Below are 16459 nucleotides of genomic sequence, written 5' to 3' on the forward strand. Positions count from 1 at the left end.
CGTGACGAGTCGGCCGGGTTCTAGCCTGTCGATCCCGGCCCGTCGAGGCGCCGCCGGACCGGAATCCGCGGTCCAACGCACGGGACGCCGGTCACGAGAAAGGGGCCCGCCAAGGCGGACCCCCTTCCTCAACTCTCTTGTGATGCTTGCCTCGCGCGATGCGGGGGCAATCGCCGCTCAGCCCTTGGCGGCGGCCGCGACCTCGGCGGCGAAGTCCGGGGCCTCTTCCTTCTCGATGCCGTCGCCCAGCCCGTAGCGGACGAAGCCGGTGAGCTTGACCGGACCGCCGGCCTTGCCCTCGGCCTCCTTGAGCACCTGCGAGACCGTCTTCGACGAGTCGTGCACGAAGGGCTGCTCGAGGAGGGTGACTTCCTTGTAGTAGCTCTTCAGGCCGCTCTCGACGATCTTGGCCATCACGTGGTCGGGCTTGCCGGCGTTCTTCTCGCGCAGGATGTTGCTCTCGCGCTCGACCGTGGCGGCATCGACGCCCGAGGCGTCGAGCGCCACCGGGTTGGTCGCTGCGACGTGCATGGCGATCTGGCGGCCGAGCTGGCTCAGGACCGTCACGTCGCCGGCCGATTCGAGGGCGACGAGCACGCCGATCTTGCCGAGACCCTCGGAGACCTGGCCGTGGACGTAGGACGCGATGACGCCCTTCTCGACCTGCAGCTTGGCGACGCGGCGCAGGGTCATGTTCTCGCCGATGGTGGCGATCAGCTCCTGCAGCTTGTCCTTCACGGTCGTCTCGGCGCCCGGGAAGCGGGCAGCCTCGAGGGCCTCGATGCTGTCGCCGGCGGTGAGCGCCAGCTTGGCGGCCTCGCGGACGAAGGCCTGGAAGCCGTCGTTGCGGGCGACGAAGTCGGTCTCGGAGTTCACCTCGAGCACCGCGGCGTGGTGGCCGGCGGACTCGACCGCGACCAGGCCCTCGGCGGCGACGCGGCCGGCCTTCTTGGCGGCCTTGGCGAGGCCCTTCTTGCGCAGCCAGTCCACGGCCGCCTCGAGGTCGCCGGCGGTCTCGTTGAGGGCCGACTTGCAGTCCATCATGCCCGCGCCGGTCTTCTCGCGCAGCTCCTTGACCATCGCTGCCGTGATGTTGGCCATCGTGGGATCCTCTCGATTGGCGCCCCGGCGCCCCTGGAGGGGCGGTGCCGCAGCGGGGGCGGCGCCGGTCGGCTGATAAAGGGAGCCCGGCGCCGTGGCGGCGCCGGGCTTTTGAAAGGCGTCAGGTTCGCGGGACGCTAACGCGCCCCGCCTGCGATCCGTGCCGGGATCACGCGGCCGCGGCGGCCTCGACGAAGCCGCGGGCCTGGTTCACCCAGCCGTCGCGCTCGAAGCGGCCGTTCAGCTTCAGGTCGCCGTCGACCTTGGCGACGTCCTCCGGGGACATCGCGGCGATCTGCCAGTAGTGGTAGATGCCGGCGTCGTTGAGCTTCTGCACCAGCTGCGGGCCGACGCCCGTGAGCTTGGTCAGGTCGTCCGGCGCGCCGCGGGGGGCGGCCAGCAGCTCGAAGGGCTCGCCGACATACGGCTCGGTGACGTCGACCGGCACCACCTCGGGCTCGTTGGCGAGCGCCGGGAGCTCCTCGGCCATCGGCTCCTCGGACTCGCCGAGGTCGATGCCGAGCGCGCCCTGGCCGCGCGAGATGCCGTCGATCGCCGCGCGGGCGACGAGGTCGCAGTAGAGCGCGATGGCGCGGCCGGCATCGTCGTTGGCCGGGACCACGTAGGTGATGCCGTCCGGGTTGCAGTTGGTGTCGACGATGGCCGCCACCGGGATCTTGAGGCGGTTCGCCTCCTTGATCGCCAGCTGCTCCTTATTGGTGTCGATCACGAACAGCAGGTCGGGCACGCCGCCCATGTCCTTGATGCCGCCGAGCGCCTTCTCAAGCTTGTCCTTCTCGCGGGACAGCATCAGGCGCTCCTTCTTGGTGAGGCCCTGGCCGCCGCCGGCGAGGGTCTCGTCGACCTTGCGCAGGCGCTGGATCGAGCCCGAGATGGTCTTCCAGTTGGTCAGCGTGCCGCCGAGCCAGCGCGAGTTCACGTAGTACTGGGCCGAGCGCTTGGCCGCGTCCGCGATGGTGTCGGCCGCCTGGCGCTTGGTGCCGACGAACAGCACCCGGCCGCCCTTGGCGACGGTGTCGCTCACCGCCTGAAGCGCCTGGGCGAGCGCCGGGACGGTCTGGGCGAGGTCGATGATGTGGATGTTGTTGCGGGTGCCGAAGATGTACGACTGCATCTTCGGGTTCCAGCGGTGCGCCTGGTGGCCGAAATGCGAGCCGGCCTCGAGCAGCTGGCGCATGGTGAAGTCGGGAAGGGCCATGGTCTGTGTTCTCTCCGGTTCATCCGCCGCGGAGGAGCGACCGGCGCCTTCAGGCGACCGGCCACCGGAAACGCCTCATTCAGGCATGAGGCCGGCTCCGCGTGTGGGATGGGCGGGCCTTTATCCGATCGGGGGTGGGATGGCAAGGCGGTGCGATCGGGCGCGGCATCTGCCGATCCGGCCGGCCGCGGCAGCCGTGACCATCAACGGTCGGCGCGGCCGGCCGCGACACCGCCCAGACAAACTGCACGCCGACAAAGCCTACGACGCTCGACCGCGCCGACACGAGTGCCGGGCACGTTAGATTGTACCGCGCATCGCATGCCGTGGCATCGAGAGCAGCGAGAGACTGGGCTGCCACCGATGGGTGGCGGATCGCACGCTTGGTTTAATCGCTTCCGGCGCTTGCCGGTCCGCTACGGGCGACGCGCCGACATCTACGAGGTCTTCACAAGCCTCGCTGCCGGCCTCATCACACTCAGCTAGATCGAACGGTTCTGTTAGGCGCTCTAAGTCTCTGGCTTGCCGTAGATTTCCACTTGATCGAGATTCAAAGCCTCATTGTAATCGAGCGAAACCCTCACCCACTTCGCCACGACCTGCCCGTCGGGTCGCCAAGTAAAGTAGTTTCCATCTATGCCCCCAAATGGAATTTCGCTCTCTCGCCTGTAAACGGTACTCCAAGTCTTATCATCATTCGAAACTGATAGAGTAAAAAATCTATTTCGTCCCATCAGAGATGAAACGTCGACGCGATTATAAATTCGAATTTCGCTGATCGTGTACGAGGCGCCGAGATCGACCTTCCACCACGGGTTCGGCTCAAAATCCGTATGAACGTTGCAGCTTCCTGTGTGATCACCGTTGACGGCCTTGGCAGCAGCATCTGCAAGACTCGCGTTTGCATCCACCGGCCAAATTGAACTCTGGAGAGCATGCTTACCTAGCGAGATCAATTCTTCCTTTGGAATCGAGATCATCAAATGCTGATCGTTAACCTTCCGCAAATATTCTGACCAGATATTTTTCAATGAATTATCTTCATATGCATTTATGTTATCCAAGAATCCTTTGTAGTCACCGCTCTCGAACTGTTGCTGCCAGATCGTCTGTGCGGAGTGACTCCCTCTAGTGCCCCGCTGCACCCTGCGCATAAAATGCGACTTTGCCTTGAACGCATAATGATGAAGCACACCCGTTCTAAAAATACGGTCAATATTTTCTTTGCTCGAAGTAATTTGTTGGAATTGCGCGGGAAAATCCTCGTAATAGCTCGACATATCGTTGCCTAGCACATCGATCATTCGCATAGGCGATGAAGTCAGCGGTCGCCAGCCATGGTTCGGGTATACGAATCCAGCCTCATGGCGCATTTCATGCCTGAGACGACCGTGATCAATACAAGCGGTTCGCGTGAGAGTCTTCGTATTCGGGTCGAGTCCATCCTGTCGGCGAGTGTAGTTGCGCAATACGCTCCCAATCGGCTGCTCTTCGTACCCATTAGTGCCGAAAAAAGTCCAATAAAAATATATGCAGTCCGCATTTTCAGAGCGGGTTTGCATGAATTTAACAATAGATCGATCTTCCGGAAGATTTAGAAATTCATCGACATCGAATATTCCGACCCACTCTGTTTCATCTTTATAATTTCTAAAGAAATGCATCCACATCCACCATTGGTGGCCCTGATATGGGTAGTGAACAAATGTCACGTAGGGATCTGGTCCATCTACATAAGGCGATATTTGCGTGTAGAGATCGCCTGGATCGTCGTCATTGCAATACAGATAAATATGGTCGAAGCCAAGGTACTTGTAGTAAGCGACCCATTCAGCTATATTTTGCGTCTCCCAGCGCGCCAGTCCAAGGACGCTATACTTGTGTTTGTATACTGACGCATTCATTGTAAAATTTTTACGCTGCTGAAACTCCGATACATCACGGTTTTGTTGCGAGGAAGTGGATCTTAACCGTTTGGCGACGTCCGCCAGACATTTTCTTCCCCATTCGCCGATTCTCATTCAGTACCTCGGATTTGAAATCGACCCCGTGGTCTAGCTCGGCGCAGCTATACCTCCACATCGTCCCGCGCGCGAGGCCCTTCTCGCGCCATCCTCGATCACCACCGCAGCGGCCCCTGGACCACATTGCTCACCTGCCGGCTCGCCTTCACGAAAGCGTATTGATAGCCGTGCGCTCCGAGCACGGCGTGGTGGGCCGCCTTGTGTTCGCGGCCGCCATAGGCTTGCAGGTGGACGCGCGTGATCGGCATCGCGCGCATCATCGTCCTGATCTCGTTGAGATCGGTCGGGGGATCGACGTCGACCGGGAGTCTCAGCCGCGCCTGTTCGGAAGGGGCCTGGTCCTCCGAGGCCCTGAAGAGCTTAGGCAGCACCTCGGTTCTGGCCGGAGCCGGGTTGCTCGACCCGGCATGCCTCTGCCGGTGGTGGAGCGCGGTATACGCGGCACGAACCCTGGCCAGGGTGTCACACGATTTCCGGCTGATCGCTTCAGGCGATCCCTACGGGATCGCTTTCGTGATGCAGAAATCGGCTTCGTTCAGGCGCCGCGCGGGCTGGTGATACGAAATCCGGAAGTGATCTTCCGGATTTCGTATCAGTGTTGCAGTCGAGGAAGCGTGCGACCGTCCGGTCCGCTTCCTCGGCGCCGCCCGTCTCCGCGAGCCGCTCGATCATGCGAAAGATCGGCTCGGGCGTGGCCCGTGCCTCGCTCAACTGCACGATCAGGCCGTGCAGGCGAGCCGCATAGGCGCTCTCCCGCGTCATGAGCGGTGAACTCAGATCGATCCCTTCGAACTGGATGTACTTCCAGGTTCAGCTCTTCTCGCCCCCGATCTTGAGGGTCGTGTCCGTGAGGTCTTCGCGCTTCATGGACTTTCTTCCTCGCCGGGGCATCGCCGACAAGGGGCATTCAAGTATCGAGAAGGCGTGCGCCTGGGCCTTGCGGCCTAGCGCCGCCGCTCGCACAGGGTCTTGACGTAGGTCCCCGGTTCGGTGCCGCGGCCCGAGCCGGCGGCGATGGTGGGGCCCAGCAGCAGGCATTCCTGCGGCGAGTGGGCGGGGTGGGTGATGACGTCCTGCGCGGTGTCGCGGGTGCAATCCTGTGCCGCCAGGGAGGAGGCGCAGATCAGCGTGACGACGAGGATGGTGGGCAAGGCGGACCTCCCGGGAGCGGGAGGCGGAGAGATAAGGCCGGATCGGCAGGCGCCCACTGCGGGAGCGGCGCTATCTTGCCTCAGGGGGAGGGCGTCAACTCGGCGAGTCGCGCGACGAGGCGGCGGGCGACCTCGTCCTTGGGCAGGCTCGGCCAGGTCTCGAGGCTGCCGTCGCGGCCGATCAGGTGGACCGCGTTGCTGTCGCCTCCCATCACGCCGGTCGCCGCCGAGACGTCGTTGGCGACGATGAGGTCGCAGCCCTTGCGGGCGATCTTGGCCCGGGCATGGGCGATCACGTCGGTGGTCTCGGCAGCAAAGCCCACCACCAGGGGCGGACGTCCCTCCGTTCGCCGGGCGACCGTCGCCAGGATGTCGGGATTCTCGGTGAGCGCGAGGGGAGGGGGGCCCTCCGGCCCCTTCTTGATCTTCTCCTCGCCGAGGCGGGCCGGGCGCCAGTCGGCGACGGCGGCGGCGAAGACCGCGATATCGGCAGGCAGGGCCGCCTCGACCGCCGCCAGCATCTCGCGGGCGGTCTCGATCCGCACCACCGTGACGCCGGGGGGGTCGGGCAGGGTGACGGGGCCCGAGACCAGGGTCACCCGGGCGCCGGCGGCGGCCGCGGCGGCCGCGATGGCGTGGCCCTGCTTGCCGGAGGAGCGGTTGGCGAGGTAGCGCACCGGGTCGACCGGCTCGTGGGTCGGCCCGGACGTCACCAGCAGGTGGCGTTCCGAGAGCGGTCGCGATCCCTGAATCCTGTCCACCGACGGGGCGCCCAGCAGGGCCTCCACCGCGTCGGCGATCTCGTCCGGCTCGGCCATCCGGCCGGGACCGGTCTCGGCCTCGGCCATCCGGCCCACATTCGGCCCCACCACCGCGACGCCGTCGCCCGTCAGCAGCGCGAGGTTGCGCCGCGTCGCCGGGTGCAGCCACATCCGCACGTTCATCGCCGGGGCGATCAGGATCGGCAGGGTGGTGGCGAGCAGCACCGTCGAGGCGAGGTCCGGCGCGTGGCCGCCGGCCATGCGGGCGAGCGTGTTGGCGGTGGCCGGCGCCACCACCACGGCGTCGGCGTCGCGCGCGAGCTTGATGTGGCCGATATCGGCCTCGTCGGCGCGGTCGAACAGGTCGGTATGGGCGCGCTGGCCGCTGAGCGAGGCGGCGGCGAGCGGGGTGACGAATTCCTGCGCGCCCTTGGTCAGCACGCAGCGCACGGACGCGCCGCGCTCGCGCAGGCGCCGGATCAGGTCGAGCGACTTGTAGGCCGCGATGCCGCCCCCGATGACGAGAAGGATCCGTCTGCCGTCGAGGGCGCCCATCCGTCTACACCGTGACCTGGGTGCCGACCTCGACCACGCGCCCGGTCGGGATCTGGAAGAAGTCCGTCGCGTCGTTGGCGTTGCGGGCGAGCGTGATGAACACCCGGTCCTGCCACAGCGGCATGCCGGATTGCGCCGCCGGGCGGATCGAGCGCCGCGACAGGAAGAACGACGTCGCCATGATGTCGAACTTGAAGCCCTGCTTGCGCAGGAGCGCCAAGCCCTTCGGGATGTTCGGCGATTCCATGTAGCCGAACTTCATCACGACCTTCCAGAAATGCGGCCCCATCGGCTCGATCCGGACCCGGTCGGAATCGTTGAGGCGCGGCAGGTCGATGGTCTTGACGGTGAGCACGACGTTCTTCTCGTGCAGCACCTTGTTGTGCTTCAGGTTGTGCAGGAGCGCCGCCGGCGCGGTCTCGGGATCGCTGGTGAGGAACACCGCGGTGCCGCGGACGTGGTGCGGCGGGCTCTTCTCCAGCATCGCAACGAGCTCGGTCAGCGGCACGTCGGTCTTGCGGGTCTTGTTGAACAGGATGGTGACGCCGCGCACCCAGGTCCACATCAGCACGACGAGGCAGCCGGCGAGGATCAGCGGCATGTAGCCGCCCTCGAACACCTTGAGCAGGTTCGAGACCAGGAATAGCAGCTCGACGGCGATGAACGGCACCATCGCGGCGCCGGCGGCGAGGGGCGACCACTTCCACACCCGCCACAGCACCAGGAAGGCGAGGCCGGCGGTGATCAGCATCGTGCCGGTGACGGCGATGCCGTAGGCCGAGGCGAGGGCCGAGGAGGAGCGGAACAGCACCACCAGGATCACCACGCCGAGCATCAGGAGCGTGTTGATCTGCGGCAGGTAGATCTGGCCCGAATGCGATTCCGAGGTGTGGCGGATCTCGAGGCGCGGCAGCAGGCCGAGCTGCACCGCCTGGCGCGAGAGCGAGAAGGCGCCGGTGATCACCGCCTGGCTGGCGATGACGGTGGCGGCGGTCGCGAGCAGCACCATCGGCAGCAGGCCCCATTCGGGGACGAGCTGGTAGAACGGATCGGTGACGTCGGGATTGGCCAGCACCAGGGCGGCCTGGCCGAGATAGTTGACCGCGAGCGCCGGGCCGACGAGGGCGATCCAGGCGGTCTGGATCGGCCGGCGGCCGAAATGGCCGAGATCGGCGAACAGGGCCTCGGCCCCGGTCACCGCCAGGAAGACCGCGCCGAGGGCCACCAGCGCCCCGGTGCCGTGGCCGAGCAGGTAATGCACCGCGTGCCAGGGGTTGAGCGCCCACAGCACCTGCGGCGTGCGGGCGATGTGCGGCAGCGCTGCCAGCATCAGCACCGAGAACCACACCAGCATGATCGGGCCGAAGAACGTCGCCATCTTGGCGGTGCCCCGGCTCTGGACCAGGAACAGCGGCAGGATGATCGCGATGGTGATCGGCAGGACGTAGTGGTCGAGGGCGGGGGTGACGAGCTTCAGGCCCTCCACCGCCGACAGGACCGAGATCGCCGGGGTGATGATCGCGTCGCCGTAGAACAGGGCGGCGCCGAACAGGCCGAGCATGAACACGATGTGCGAGCCGCCGAGCGCCTTGCGGGCGAGCGCCATCAGCGAGAGGATGCCGCCCTCGCCCTTGTTGTCCATCTGCAGCAGCAGCAGGACGTACTTGATGGTGACGATCAGCACGAGCGCCCAGAGCAGCAGAGAGACGGTGCCGAGCACCTCCTCGCCGGTCAGCACGCCGTCGGCCCGGCCGGGGCTGAGCGCCTCGCGGAAGGCGTAGAGCGGGCTCGTGCCGATATCGCCGTAGACGACGCCGACGGAGCCGAGGAACAGGGTCCAGAAGCTCGCCTGGGCGTGGCCGTGGCCCTCGGCCTCGTCGACGCTGCCCGCCTTGGTCGGCGGGCCGCCGCTCGGCGGGGTGAGGGATTCGGGCGGCGCGACGGGTCCGCCCGTGGGTGCGGCTGACTGTGTCATGTCTGTTCGGGGATGTGCCCGCGAGCGGCCGGGATGGCCGCCAAGCGCGCTGATGGGCCGGGTGGCGGGCCTGATCCTTGAGCATCTTCCGACGAAGTGGGCATCGGTTCGTCGCAGAAAATGCGGCAATTCAGAGTCAGCGGCCCGGCGCGTCCGCCGGACCCGATTGTGGCAGGATTGTAGCACGGGCCCGGAGGGGCGCAAGGCGGTGCGCGCCTGCCCCTCCGTCAGCCGGCCTTCACCCCGCGCTCATGCGTCATTCGGCGGCGCTGCGGCGACCTTGGCCGAAGCGGCGCTCGATGTAGTCGATCACGATGCCCTCGAAGTCCTTGGCGAGCGTCGGACCGCGCAGGGTCATCGCCTTCTTGCCGTCGATGAAGACCGGGGCGGTCGGGGTCTCGCCGGTGCCGGGGAGCGAGATGCCGATATCGGCGTGCTTCGACTCGCCCGGACCGTTGACGATGCAGCCCATCACGGCGACGTTCAGGCCTTCGACGCCCGGATAGGTCCTGCGCCACTCGGGCATCGAGGTGGTGATCCAGTTCTGGATGTCGCGCGCCAGCTCCTGGAACACCGTCGAGGTGGTGCGGCCGCAGCCCGGGCAGGCGGCGACGAGCGGCACGAAGGTGCGGAAGCCCATCGTCTGGAGCAGCTCCTGGGCCACCTTCACCTCGACGGTGCGGTCGCCGCCCGGCTCCGGGGTCAGGGAGTAGCGGATCGTGTCGCCGATGCCCTCCTGGAGCAGCACGCCGATCGCCGCGGAGGCCGCCACGATGCCCTTGGTGCCCATGCCGGCCTCGGTCAGGCCGAGATGGATGGCGTAGTCCGAGCGCCGCGCCACCTCGCGGTAGACTGCGATCAGGTCCTGCACGGCCGAGACCTTGGCCGAGAGCACGATGCGTTCCTTCGGCAGGCCGATCTCCACCGCCCGGTCGGCGGAGAGGAGGGCGGATTGCACCATCGCCTCGCGCATCACCGCGCGGGCGTCGCGCGGACGGGCCGAGTTGGCGTTCTCGTCCATCATGTGGGTGAGGAGCGCCTCGTCGAGAGAGCCCCAGTTGGCGCCGATGCGCACGGCCTTGCCGTAGCGGGCGGCCTGCTCGACGATGGTGCCGAACTGCAGGTCCTTCTTCTCCTTGAAGCCGACATTGCCCGGGTTGATCCGGTACTTCGCCAGCGCCTCGGCGCAGGCCGGATGGTCGGTGAGGAGCTTGTGGCCGATATAGTGGAAGTCGCCGACGAGCGGGACGTGGACGCCGATGCGGTCGAGCCGCTCGCGGATCTTCGGCACGGCGGACGCCGCCTCGTCGCGGTCGACGGTGATGCGCACGACCTCGGAGCCGGCCCGGGCGAGGGCCGCGACCTGTGCCACCGTGGCGTCGATGTCGGCCGTGTCGGTGTTGGTCATCGACTGCACGACGATCGGGGCGCCGCCGCCCATCACCACCGCGCCCTCGCCCTCGCCGATCCGGACGCCGACGGTGCGGTGCCGGGGGCTCGGGCCGGCGATCTCGGGAGCGGCGTCCGCCGGGGCGGTCGCGGCGAGGGCTTCCATGGCTTCCATCGGATACCTTCGGGGGTCGTTCGCTAGAGTCTTGAGGGTCGCTTCAGTCGCGGCGTGACAACCGTCTAGAGCATTTCCGGGCGGGGTGGAAATCGCTTCGTTCCGCTGAAGACGGCGGCCGCGATCGACGGCCCGGACCGGCTGGTCCCGGAATGCTGCGACATCCTTGCCAAACCCTTCCCGGGAGCGCCACCGACGGGATTATCCCGGCCTGGAGCACCGTCTTAGCTGAGGGTGACGATCCGACGCGTCAAGCGCGTGACGCAGGGCCACCCGGCGCGACGTTGCGGCGCACCATTTGCTTTTGCAATGCAGCACACCACATCCCGGGACATGACGGACACGACCCTACCCCAGCAAGCGGAGTCCCGCGGGGCGACAGTCCCCGACGCGGCTCCCGACATCGCCGGCCGTGCCGCCTGCGGCACTCTCCCGGACTCCGCCGGCTCGCGTCAGGCAGCCTCCGGACCGCTCGGGCGCGGCCTCGTCGGGCCCCGGGCCGAGAAGCCGATCGCGCTCGCGCTCCAGGGCGGCGGCGCCCACGGCGCCTTCACCTGGGGCGTGCTCGACGCCCTGATCGAGGACGGCCGCCTCGCCTTCGAGGCGATCACCGGGGCCAGCGCCGGCGCCATGAACGCCGTCGTGATGGTCGACGGCTGGCTGCGCGGCGGTCCCGACGGCGCGCGAGAGCGCCTGGAGGCGTTCTGGCGCGAGGTCAGCCTCGACGCCGACCTGCCGCAGGCGCAGCAGACCTTCGTCGACGGGGTGATGAGCTTCTGGAAGAAGACCCCGGTCGGGGCGTTCTGGAACGCCGTCGCCAGCCCGTACGCGACCAATCCGCTCAACATCAATCCGCTGAAGCGGGCGCTCTCCGACACGGTGGATTTCGAGGCTTTGCGCCGGGACGGGCCGGCCGACCTGTTCATCTCGGCCACCAACGTCTGGACCGGCAAGCTCGCGGTGTTCGAGCGGCCCGACCTCACGGCCGACCACGTCATGGCCTCGGCCTGCCTGCCGACGGTGTTCCAGGCGGTGGAGATCGACGGGGTGCCGCACTGGGACGGCGGCTATCTCGGCAACCCGCCGCTCTACCCGCTCTATCACGGCGCCCGCTCGCCCGACATCCTGCTCGTCCAGATCAACCCGGTCGAGCGCCGCGAGACACCGCGCAGCCCGGCCGAGATCCGCGACCGGCTCAACGAGATCACCTTCAACGCCAACCTGCTGCGCGAATTGCGGGCGATCGACTTCGTCGACGACCTGATCACCGACGGCGTGCTCGGGCGCTCGAACGCCTACAAGCAGGTGCTGCTCCACCGCATCGACGGCAGCGGCTCGGCGCTCGACGACGCCTCGGCCTCCTCGCGGCTGACGGCGCAGTGGCCGTTCTTCCTCCACCTGCGCGATGCCGGGCGGGACGCCGCGAAGGCGTGGCTGGCGGAGAACTACGACGCGGTCGGGCGCGAGAGCACGCTGGACCTGAAGGCGATGTATACCTGAGGCGCGACCCCTCCTGAGCCCTCCCCCTCCGCGGGGGAGGGTGGCCTGCGGAGCAGGCCGGGAGAGGGGCAGCGCGACGCCGATCCAGGTCGGCGCCTGTCAGAACGGTTCAGTCATTTTCGGAAGCGTCGTCCCCTCTCCCGACCCCTGCTGACGCAGGGGCCACCCTCCCCGCAGAGGGGGAGGGTTCTCGCAGGCGCGTCCAGCCCTTCCCCCCGTTAGACTTGACGCGCTAAAATATTAGTGCACCAATGGATGGAAAGCGCGGAGCGATCCGTGGCCGATCGAGGGCCGGCAGAGCCCAGACGGAAAACGGGGGAAACATGACGATCACACGCCGCAACGCGGTCGCGGGGCTCGCGGCCGGAGCGGGGTTCGCTCTCACGGGCCGGGCCCGGGCCGAGCTGGCCCTGCCGAAATCGCCGGTCGTCGTCACGGTGGTCGACGTCGCCGGCAACCTGGCGCTGACCCAGAAGGCGATCGAGGCCTATCGCCGCGCGAAGCCCGGCATCGTCTCGCGCTTCGCCTTCACCAAGGCGCCGGCTCCGGAGCTGCCCTCGAAGCTCAAGGCGCAGCAGGCCGCCGGCCGGGTCGACATCGACCTCGTGCTCACCGGCACCGACGGCATCGCCACCGGCATCGAGCAGAAGCTCTGGGTCGATCTCAAGCCCCACGCCGGCCAGCTGCCGAAGCCCGACGACATCTACCAGCCCGCGGCGCTCCGGCTGAACGGCCTGGCGCAGGGCCAGGGCCTGTGCGTCGCCTGGTACCCGTCCGGGCCGCTGATCGAGTACATGCCCGAGCGGGTGAAGACGGTGCCGACGAGCGCCGAGGAGCTTCTGGCCTGGGCGCGCCAGAACAAGGGCAAGTTCATGTATGCCCGCCCGGCCAATTCCGGCCCCGGCCGCACCTGGATCATGGGCCTGCCCTACATCCTCGGCGACAAGGATCCGACCGATCCGGACAAGGGCTGGGACAAGACCTGGGACTACCTGCGGGCTATCGGGGAGACCGTCGATTACTACCCGGGTGGGACCTCGCAGACGATGAAGGAGCTCGGCGAGGGCAGCCGCGACATCATCGTCTCGACCACCGGCTGGGACATCAACCCGCGGGTCCTCGGCGTGGTGCCGGCCGAGGCCAAGGTCGGCACGCTGAAGAACTTCCGCTGGGTCGCGGACGCTCATTACATGGCGGTGCCGAAGGGCGTGCCGGACGAGAAGCTCGCCGTCATCCTCGACCTGATGGCCTTCCTGCTCCAGCCGGCGCAGCAGGCCTACACCTACGACGAGGGCTACTTCTATCCCGGCCCGGCCGTGAAGGGCGTCACCCTCGACATGGCCCCGCCGGAGAGCCGCGCGGCGATCAAGGAATTCGGCCGGCCGGAATACGACCGGATGATCGCCGAGCACCCGATCGAGATGCCGCTCGATCCCGACAAGCTGGTGGTGGCCTTCCGCCGCTGGGACGAGCAGGTCGGCTCCGGCAAGAAGCGCTAGAGCATTTTCCGACGAAGTGGATACCGGTTCGTCGCAGACAATGCGGCAAAACCAAAGACCTAGAGAAGCTTCGCGATTGCGGAGCGATCGTGAAGCGCTCTAGCACCGCGCCGGAGCCCGAAAGAGGTCCCGCGGGAGGAGAGGAAGCGGATGGCACGCCATCACGAGGCGCCGCAGGACCTGCGGCTGAGCGGCCTGAGCCGCCGGTTCGGCGCGATGACCGCCCTCGACGGGCTCGATTTGACGATCCGGGGCGGCGAGTTCATCGCCCTCCTCGGGCCGTCCGGTTGCGGCAAGTCGACGGCGCTCAACTGCATCGCCGGGCTCCTGCCGCTCACCGGCGGGTCGATCCATCTCGGCGAGCGCCGCATCGACCGGCTGAAGCCCGAGGAGCGCGGCTTCGGCATGGTCTTTCAGAGCTACGCGCTCTTCCCGCACATGAACGTGGCGAAGAATGTCGGCTTCGGCCTCGCCATGCGGGGTGTGAAGGGCCAAGAGGCCGCGCGCCGGGTCGACGACGCGCTGGCGCTGGTGCGGCTGCAATCGCAAGCCGCCAAGCTCCCGGGCCAGATGTCCGGCGGCCAGCAGCAGCGCGTCGCCATCGCCCGGGCGATCGTGATCGAGCCGCCGGTGGTGCTGATGGACGAGCCGCTGTCGAACCTCGACGCCAAGCTGCGCCTGGAGATGCGGGCCGAGATCCGCCGCATCCACGACGCCATCGGCTCGACCACGATCTACGTCACCCACGACCAGGACGAGGCCCTGTCGATGGCCGACCGGATCGTGGTGATGCGCGACGGGCGCATCCGCCAGGTCGGCACGCCGGAGGATCTCTACGAGCGCCCGGCTCATCCCGACGTCGCCGACTTCATGGGCTACCGCAATCGCCTGCGCGGCCGGGCGGTCGCGGTGGACGGCGCGCGGGCCGAGGTCGAGGTCTGCGGCACCCGCCTCGCCGGCACCCTGCGCGAGAGCATCAGCCCCGGCGCGCCCGCCGTCGCGGCGATCCGCCCGGAGGACCTGACGCCGGCCTCCGAGGGGGTGCCGGTCCGGGTCGCCAGCATCGAGTATCGCGGCCGGGCCTTCTTCGGCACCGCGGTGGCGCAGGACGGGACCGAGCTGTTCTTCCGTTCCGACCGGTCGGTGGCGCAGGACGAGACCTTGCGCCTCGCCGCCGCCTCGCCCCGGGTCCTGGTGTTTCCCGGGGAGGCCGCGTGACCTCGGCCTCGCTTCCCACGGCCGCCCCGACGGCGCCCCGGGCCGAGACGCCGCCCCTCTCGGTGCGGCTCGCCGCCCGGGGCCTCGACGGCACCACGCTCCTGGTGCTGCCGGCGCTGCTGGCGATCCTCGGCCTGTTCGTCTACCCCTTCGCCTACGGCCTCGTCCTGTCGCTGCAGCCGAAGGCCGGGGCCTGGTGGGCGAACTACGCCCGCTTCTTCTCCGACCCGTTCCTCTACGACACCATCGGCGCCACCTTGCGCCTCGCGCTGCCCGTCACGCTGCTCAACCTGGCGCTGGCGGTGCCGATCGCGCTCCGCGTGCGGCTGATGCGGCGCCAGCGCCTGCTCACCACCATCCTGGTCCTGCCGATCACGCTGGGCACGGTGCTGGTGGCCGAGGGCCTGCTCAACTTCCTCGGGCCTCAAGGCTGGTTCAACCGCTCGCTGGTCTGGCTCGGTCTGATCGGCGGTCCGCTCAAGCTCACCAACAACTACTGGGGCGTGTTCGCCTCGCTCCTCATCACCGGCTTCCCGTTCGCGTTCCTGCTGACGCTCTCCTCGGTCACCGGCATCGATCCGGCGCTGGAGCAGGCGGCGGCGACCCACGGCGCCAATGCCTGGCAGCGCTTCACGAAGGTCATCCTGCCGCTGATCCTGCCCGGCCTCGCCGTGACCTTCTGCCTGTCCTTCGTCCAGGCTTTTTCCGTATTTCCGTCCGCGGTGCTGCTCGGCGCGCCGGCGGGCGCGACGCGGGTGATCTCGATCGCGGCCTACCAGGCGGCGTTCGAGGAGTACGACTACTCGCTGGCCTCGGCGATCGCGATGATCATGGCGGCGGTCCAGCTCGCCATCGTGGGGCTGCTGCTCTGGGGCCGCACGCTCCTCTATACCGGCCCGGTCGGAGGCACCAAGGGATGATCCGCGACACCGGCCTCGGCTCGCGCCTGTGGCGGATGGCGGTCTGGTCCGTCACGCTGCTGTTCTGCCTCAACCTCCTGGCGATGATCGCCGCGGTGGTGCTCAACTCCTTCGCCACGCGCTGGCTCGGCACCTGGCTGCCCCTCGGCTTCACCACCCGCTGGTATGCCGCGGCCTGGGACGAGTTCCAGCTCGGCGACGTGCTGGTGGTGACGCTCCAGGTGGTGTTCCTGGTGGTCTTCCTCTCCGGGCTCCTCGGGGTCACGGCGGCCTACGCGCTGGCGCGCCGCGACTTCCCGGGCAAGCGGCTGGTGATGCTGGTCTTCCTGCTGCCGCTGCTCGTGCCGCCGATCACCTACGGCATCCCGCTCGCCACCGTGCTCTACCAGGCGGGGCTCGCCGGCACGCTGTGGGGCGTGGTTCTGGCCAACCTCGTGCCGAGCGTGCCCTTCGTGGTGCTGGTGATGATCCCGTTCATCGAACAGATCGACCCGCGCATCGAGGCGGCGGCCCGGGTCTTCGGCGCCGGCACCCGCCAGCTCTTCCTGCGGGTGCTGCTGCCGCTCCTCATCCCCGGCATCCTGGCCGCCCTGCTGCTGGTGCTGGTGCGCACCATCGCGATGTTCGAGCTGACCTTCCTGGTCGCCGGGCCGACGAGCCAGACGCTCGTCGTGGCGCTCTACTACGCGGTCTTCGCCGCCGGCGTACGGGCCGGGCAGTCGATCGACGCGATGGCGGTGGTCTACATGGCCGTCACGCTGGTCTGGCTGGTGATCGCGCTGCGCTTCGTCAATCCGACGCAGATCGTCGCAAGGGCGAAGCAGCAGGGGGCGCATTGAGGGGGGCGACCCGAGCATCTGATCCAGGCGAGGCTTCGGGGACGAACCCGATCGACTCGTCCGTGCGAGGGTCCGGACCGGGCGGAAGGCGGACGGTCCCGAGTATCGGTTGCCGGCAACGTGCTGAGAGCCG

General features: G+C 67.8%; 14 protein-coding genes and 1 pseudogene. 6 read left to right on the plus strand and 9 right to left on the minus strand.

Annotation, left to right across the window (positions count from 1 at the left end; translation table 11 throughout):
- Nucleotides 1–177: 177 nt before the first annotated feature.
- Together tsf and DK412_RS02455 are read right to left on the minus strand one after the other, a co-directional pair.
- Nucleotides 178–1101, minus strand: coding sequence for a translation elongation factor Ts (gene tsf, locus DK412_RS02450; RefSeq protein ID WP_109970647.1), 924 nt, complete (start codon nt 1099–1101; stop codon nt 178–180).
- Nucleotides 1102–1270: 169 nt separating this feature from the next.
- Nucleotides 1271–2320, minus strand: a complete 1050-nt coding sequence (locus DK412_RS02455) for a 30S ribosomal protein S2 (protein WP_093567809.1) — start codon at nt 2318–2320, stop codon at nt 1271–1273.
- A gap of 208 nt (nt 2321–2528) precedes the next feature.
- Between DK412_RS02455 and DK412_RS02460 the strand changes: the two are divergent.
- A pseudogene (locus DK412_RS02460) lies at nt 2529–2806 on the plus strand (IS5/IS1182 family transposase); the annotation flags it as partial.
- Between the two features lie 23 nt (nt 2807–2829).
- Here DK412_RS02460 and DK412_RS02465 read toward each other — a convergent pair.
- The 7 genes from DK412_RS02465 to ispG all read right to left on the minus strand — a co-directional run bounded on the left by DK412_RS02465 (nt 2830) and on the right by ispG (nt 10350).
- Complete coding sequence (locus DK412_RS02465; protein WP_109970648.1) at nt 2830–4341, minus strand: discoidin domain-containing protein; 1512 nt, start codon at nt 4339–4341, stop codon at nt 2830–2832.
- A gap of 98 nt (nt 4342–4439) precedes the next feature.
- Nucleotides 4440–4715, minus strand: coding sequence for a hypothetical protein (locus DK412_RS02470; protein ID WP_109970649.1), 276 nt, complete (start codon nt 4713–4715; stop codon nt 4440–4442).
- Nucleotides 4716–4830: 115 nt separating this feature from the next.
- Nucleotides 4831–5106 (minus strand): hypothetical protein, encoded by a 276-nt coding sequence (locus DK412_RS29930; protein WP_162596077.1) that lies wholly within the window; start codon nt 5104–5106, stop codon nt 4831–4833.
- Nucleotides 5107–5288: 182 nt separating this feature from the next.
- Nucleotides 5289–5495 carry a hypothetical protein gene (locus tag DK412_RS02475; protein ID WP_109970650.1) on the minus strand — a complete coding sequence of 69 codons (207 nt, stop codon included), beginning with the start codon at nt 5493–5495 and terminating at the stop codon, nt 5289–5291.
- Nucleotides 5496–5575: 80 nt separating this feature from the next.
- The gene (gene coaBC, locus DK412_RS02480) at nt 5576–6811 is read right to left on the minus strand and encodes a bifunctional phosphopantothenoylcysteine decarboxylase/phosphopantothenate--cysteine ligase CoaBC (RefSeq protein WP_109970651.1); all 1236 of its coding nucleotides are present in this window, start codon (nt 6809–6811) and stop codon (nt 5576–5578) included.
- Nucleotides 6812–6815: 4 nt separating this feature from the next.
- The gene (locus tag DK412_RS02485; protein ID WP_109970652.1) at nt 6816–8786 is read right to left on the minus strand and encodes a potassium transporter Kup; all 1971 of its coding nucleotides are present in this window, start codon (nt 8784–8786) and stop codon (nt 6816–6818) included.
- A 256-nt stretch (nt 8787–9042) separates the two neighbouring features.
- The gene (ispG, locus tag DK412_RS02490; RefSeq protein ID WP_109970653.1) at nt 9043–10350 is read right to left on the minus strand and encodes a flavodoxin-dependent (E)-4-hydroxy-3-methylbut-2-enyl-diphosphate synthase; all 1308 of its coding nucleotides are present in this window, start codon (nt 10348–10350) and stop codon (nt 9043–9045) included.
- 333 nt (nt 10351–10683) lie between these two features.
- On the opposite strand from ispG, the gene DK412_RS02495 reads away from it, so the two are divergent.
- From DK412_RS02495 to DK412_RS02515, 5 genes are all read left to right on the plus strand, one after another.
- Nucleotides 10684–11850, plus strand: a complete 1167-nt coding sequence (locus tag DK412_RS02495; protein WP_109970654.1) for a patatin-like phospholipase family protein — start codon at nt 10684–10686, stop codon at nt 11848–11850.
- 323 nt (nt 11851–12173) lie between these two features.
- The gene (locus DK412_RS02500; RefSeq protein WP_109970655.1) at nt 12174–13349 is read left to right on the plus strand and encodes an extracellular solute-binding protein; all 1176 of its coding nucleotides are present in this window, start codon (nt 12174–12176) and stop codon (nt 13347–13349) included.
- A 150-nt stretch (nt 13350–13499) separates the two neighbouring features.
- Complete coding sequence (locus DK412_RS02505; protein WP_109970656.1) at nt 13500–14567, plus strand: ABC transporter ATP-binding protein; 1068 nt, start codon at nt 13500–13502, stop codon at nt 14565–14567.
- 62 nt (nt 14568–14629) lie between these two features.
- Entirely contained in the window at nt 14630–15487 is an 858-nt protein-coding gene (locus DK412_RS02510) for a sugar ABC transporter permease (RefSeq protein WP_109975015.1), read from the plus strand.
- Nucleotides 15484–16326: an ABC transporter permease subunit gene (locus tag DK412_RS02515; RefSeq protein WP_109970657.1), complete on the plus strand. Its 843-nt coding sequence runs from the start codon at nt 15484–15486 to the stop codon at nt 16324–16326. The genes DK412_RS02510 and DK412_RS02515 overlap by 4 nt, the downstream gene beginning before the upstream one ends.
- The last annotated feature ends 133 nt before the right edge of the window (nt 16327–16459 follow it).

It is taken from the genome of Methylobacterium sp. 17Sr1-1 (assembly GCF_003173775.1).
In the GTDB taxonomy this organism is placed as follows: domain Bacteria; phylum Pseudomonadota; class Alphaproteobacteria; order Rhizobiales; family Beijerinckiaceae; genus Methylobacterium.